The sequence below is a fragment of the Micromonospora endophytica genome (assembly GCF_003236305.1).
Lineage (GTDB): Bacteria > Actinomycetota > Actinomycetes > Mycobacteriales > Micromonosporaceae > Micromonospora > Micromonospora endophytica.
The window spans coordinates 1-3,513 of sequence record NZ_POTX01000389.1 but is presented as its reverse complement, the minus strand read 5'-3'; the positions used below and the strand labels follow the sequence as shown (position 1 = coordinate 3,513).

Here is a 3,513-nt window from a genome sequence, read left to right as displayed (position 1 = left end):
GATACCCCGGGGGGTATAGTTGGGGGCAGGAGGTGTGCGATGAAGCTGCGGCCCGAGATGACTGGTGATGCCCTGACCCGACTGAAGCGGGCTCGGGGGCAACTGAACGCCGTGATCGAGATGATGGAGGACGGTCAGGACTGCCGGGACGTACTGACCCAACTCGCCGCGGTGTCCAAGGCGATCGACCGGGCCGGATTCAAGATCATTGCCTCCGGCATGCGGCACTGTTCCGCCGCGCGAGAGGACGGCGAGCAGCCGGAGATGACCGAGGAAGAGTTGGAGAAGCTGTTCCTGGCGCTGGCCTGAGCAGCCGCGCTGCGCCCGCTCCGACCTCGGCCGGGGCGGCGCATCTTCCGCGCTTGAGCGGGTAGAACACGAACTGATCAATCCATGGGACTAGTCTGCCTCGCGCATACCCCCCGGGGTATGCGCCGGGCGAATCAGAGAGGAGTTGACATGGCGGTGCAGGTGTCGGTCATCACCACGTCGTCCCTGGGCGACCGGAGTTACCTGGCCACCGACGGCCGGGTGGGCGTCGTGGTCGATCCGCAGCGGGACATCGACCGGGTGTTGTATCTGGCGGGTGCGGCAGGCGTCCGGATCACGCACGTGTTCGAGACGCACCTTCACAACGACTACGTCTCCGGTGGGCGGGAACTGGCCCGAATCACCGGTGCGCGGTATCTGGTGGCCGCCGAGGACACCGTCGAGTTCGACCGCGTCCCGGTCGCCGACGGCGACGTCGTCGACGTCTCGGAAGGGCTGCGGGTCCGCGTCTTCGCCACCCCGGGGCACACCTTCCACCACCTGTCGTACGTGCTCGACGAGGCCGGCGAAACCGGCTGGACCCCGGCCGGGGTGTTCACCGGCGGATCGCTGCTCTTCGGCACCACCGGCCGCACCGACCTGCTCGGCCAGCAACACGCGCACGAGCTGGCCCAGCACCAGCACGCCTCGGCCCGGCGCCTGGCCGACCTGCTTCCCGACGGGGCGGAGGTCTGGCCCACCCACGGCTTCGGCAGCTTCTGCTCGGCCAGCCAGGCCGACGCGCCGGAGTCGACGATCGGCCGGGAGAAGCAGGTCAATCCGGTGTTCCGGCTGGGCGCGGCGGATTTCGTCACCGAAACCCTGGCCGGGCTGGACGTCTACCCGGCGTACTACGCACACATGGGGGTGGCCAACGCCGCCGGCCCCGCGCCTGTCGACCTCACCCCGGTCGCCCGCGCCGACGCCGGGCAGCTGCGGGACCGGATCGCCGCCGGAGAGTGGGTGGTCGACCTGCGACACCGCAAGGCGTACGCGGTGTCCCACCTCGCCGGCACGGTCAGCCTCGGCCTGGACGGTCCGATGTCGACCTGGCTGGGTTGGCTGATCGGGTGGGGCAGTCCGATCACCCTGCTCGCCGAGACTCCCGAACAGGTCGCCGACGCCCAGCGCGAGTTGGTCCGCATCGGCATCGACCGGCCAGCCGCCCAGGCCACCGGCGGCCCGAACGAGTGGGCCGTCGAGCCGGGCGAGCTGCGCGAGCTGATGGTCGCCGACTTCCCGGCGCTGGCCGCCGCCCAGGCCGGAACCGTTCAGGCTCAGGCCGAAACCGCCGAGGCCGACGACCGCCCGGGCGGGCTGCCCGCGCCGGAGGTCGTGCTCGACGTACGGCTGGCAAACGAGTGGCGAGCCGGACACATCCACGGGGCCGTGCACATCCCGCTGCCGGAGCTGCCCCGACGGCTGGCCGAGGTGCCCGCCGGCCCGGTCTGGGTGCACTGCGGCTCCGGCTACCGCGCCTCGGTCGCCGCGTCCCTGCTGGTGAAGGCGGGTCGCGAGGTCGTCCTGATCGACGACTCCTTCGGCCGGGCCGAAGCCGCAGGCGTGCGCTTGGCCGCCACGACCTGACCCTCCCGACCTGACCCCATCCGAGCGAGGAGTAACGAACGTGACGCACCACCCCTCGACCATCGACCCGGCCACGCTGCGCGCCCAGCTCACCGAGGGGCGTACGCCCCGACTGCTCGACGTACGCACGCCCGGCGAGTTCGCCACGGCGCACATCCCCGGGTCGTACAACGTGCCGCTGGACCTGCTCCGCGAGCACCGCGACGAACTGCGCCGCCACCTCGACGAGGAGGTGGTGTTGATCTGCCGGTCAGGTGCCCGCGCGACCCAGGCCGAGCGGTCCCTGGCCGCCGCCGGTCTGCCCAATCTCCGGGTGCTCGACGGCGGCATGGTGGCCTGGCAGGCGGCGAACGCACCCACCAACCGGGGCCGCCCACGCTGGGACCTGGAACGGCAGGTACGACTGGTCGCCGGTTCGATCGTGCTGGCCAGCATCCTGGGTTCGGTTTTCGTACCCGGCCTGAAGTGGGTCGCCGCGGCCATCGGCGGCGGCCTGACCGTCGCCGCCCTCACCAACACCTGTGCCATGGGCATGCTGCTCAGCAAGCTGCCCTACAACCGTGGCGCGAGCTGTGACCTGGACACCGTCGTCTGCCAACTGCGGCAGGAAAGCCAGCCTCAGCAGGACAGTCCGGCCCGGAACCGGCGGTGACCGCCCTGGTTCTGACCCTGGTCGGTGCGGTACTGATCGGGGTCAGCCTCGGCCTGCTCGGCGGCGGCGGCTCCATCCTCGCCGTGCCGTTGCTGGTCTACGTCGCCGATCTGCCCACCCGGGAGGCGATCGCCACCTCGCTGCTCGTCGTCGGCGCCACCAGCGCGGTGGGCGTGCTGCCGCACGCCCGCGCCCACCGGGTGCGGTGGCGCACCGGGCTCGTCTTCGGTCTCGCCGGCATGACAGGCGCGTACGCCGGTGGCCGACTCGCCGCGTACGTTCCGACGGCGGTCCTGCTCACCGGCTTCGCGGTGATGATGCTGGCCACCGCGTTCGCGATGCTGCGCGGGCAGCGCGACGCGACGGCGGACGGGAAGGTCCCGTCCCGCGAACTGCCGGTACGGCGGGTGGTCCTCGACGGTGCACTGGTCGGCCTGGTCACCGGTCTGGTCGGGGCTGGCGGCGGATTTTTGGTGGTGCCCGCGCTGGTACTGCTCGGTGGCCTGCCCATGCCTGTTGCGATCGGCACCTCGCTGGTCGTCATCGCGATGAAGTCCGTCGCCGGCCTGGCCGGCTACCTCGCCACCGTCAGCCTCGACTGGGGCCTGGCTGCCGCGGTGACCGTCGCCGCGGTCGCCGGCAGCCTGCTCGGCGGCCGGCTCGTCGGACGGATTCCGGCCGCGCTGCTACGCCGTGCGTTCGGCTGGTTCGTGGTGGCGATGGGAGTCTTCGTCCTCGGCCAACAGGTGCCTCTGCAGTGGCGGACCGCGCCACTGTTCTGGGCGGTGTCCGGGGGCCTCGCCGCCGCGCTGGCCGCTACCGTGCTCATCAGGGCCACCGCGGAGAGGAGACCGAGCGTGGACAGCAGCGAATGGGACGCCCGCTACGCCAGTGCCCCTGACCTGGTGTGGACGGCGGAACCGAATCGGTTCGTGGTGAAGGAGACGGGCGGGCTGACGCCGGGG

4 protein-coding genes are annotated in these 3,513 nt (G+C 71.5%); all 4 read left to right on the top strand.

From position 1 onward, the window contains the following. Positions 1 to 39: 39 nt before the first annotated feature. A complete protein-coding gene (locus C1I93_RS29530; protein WP_111246532.1) occupies positions 40 to 309 on the top strand; it encodes a metal-sensitive transcriptional regulator in 270 nt (89 codons plus the stop codon). Between the two features lie 150 nt (positions 310 to 459). Further along, positions 460 to 1,896, top strand: coding sequence for an MBL fold metallo-hydrolase (locus C1I93_RS29525; RefSeq protein ID WP_111246531.1), 1,437 nt, complete (start codon positions 460 to 462; stop codon positions 1,894 to 1,896). A gap of 40 nt (positions 1,897 to 1,936) precedes the next feature. Next, positions 1,937 to 2,548: a rhodanese-like domain-containing protein gene (locus tag C1I93_RS29520; protein WP_111246530.1), complete on the top strand. Its 612-nt coding sequence runs from the start codon at positions 1,937 to 1,939 to the stop codon at positions 2,546 to 2,548. Next, positions 2,545 to 3,513: sulfite exporter TauE/SafE family protein (locus tag C1I93_RS29515; protein WP_111246529.1), on the top strand; the 969-nt coding region annotated here is incomplete at its 3' end. The genes C1I93_RS29520 and C1I93_RS29515, both read left to right, overlap by 4 nt.

Bases quoted from the DNA above. Each gene is read 5' to 3' on its own strand.
- C1I93_RS29525 (WP_111246531.1), top strand. From the start codon at position 460: ATGGCGGTGCAGGTGTCGGTCATCACCACGTCGTCCCTGGGCGACCGG.
- C1I93_RS29530 (WP_111246532.1), top strand. From the start codon at position 40: ATGAAGCTGCGGCCCGAGATGACTGGTGATGCCCTGACCCGACTGAAG.